This window comes from Diplocloster hominis, assembly GCF_032380655.1.
Taxonomy (GTDB): Bacteria; Bacillota; Clostridia; order Lachnospirales; family Lachnospiraceae; genus Diplocloster; species Diplocloster hominis.
In genome coordinates this window covers 1-611 of the sequence record NZ_JAWDIY010000095.1, presented here as the reverse complement: position 1 = coordinate 611, position 611 = coordinate 1, and the positions used below count along the sequence as shown (strand labels likewise).

General features: G+C 39.9%; 1 protein-coding gene. It reads right to left on the bottom strand.

Going from position 1 to position 611, the window contains the following annotated elements; genetic code table 11:
* Positions 1 to 572, bottom strand: a 572-nt coding sequence (locus ABC831_RS26420; protein WP_343251052.1) for an RNA-guided endonuclease InsQ/TnpB family protein, incomplete at its 3' end; no start/stop codon positions are given.
* Positions 573 to 611: the final 39 nt, after the last annotated feature.

Genomic DNA, 611 nt, shown 5'->3' with positions numbered 1-611 from the left:
CTTGACTCTTTATGTAGAAAATCCTTGCGTTGATTGGCAACCCTTTCGTTGAGTTTGGCTACTCTGATACGCTGTTTGTTGCGGTTGTTTGAACCTTTTTGCATTTTGGAAAGCTTGCGTTGTTCTCTTGCCAGCTTCTTTTCCGCTTGCCTATAATATTTTGGATAGCAAGGTTCATTTCCGTTGTTGTCCTTGTATAACTCGTGCATGGAGAAGTCTAGTCCTAAGAAAGTCGTCGGCGTTTGTTGTTGTACTTGATTTTCGTACTCAAACAGAACGCTTGCATAATATTTCCCACTTGGTGCTTGACTTATCGTTGCAGATTTCAGCTTGTAATCTAATGGAATATTTCGGTGCTGTTTCAGCTTTACAAAGCCTATTTTCGGAAGCTTGATAGATCCATTGTCAATAGAAATATTGCCGTTTACATAATTTGTTGTATAGCTTCTGCGGTTGGATTTCTTGGATTTGTATTTCGGAAAGCCTGTTTTAGGTGACTGAAAGAAATTGTTGTATGCTGCCTGCAAATTCATCTGCGCATTAGCAAGGGCTAAACTGTCAACCTCCTTCAACCAGTCAAATTCTTTCTTGTACGATGCGGGAGTGTTATT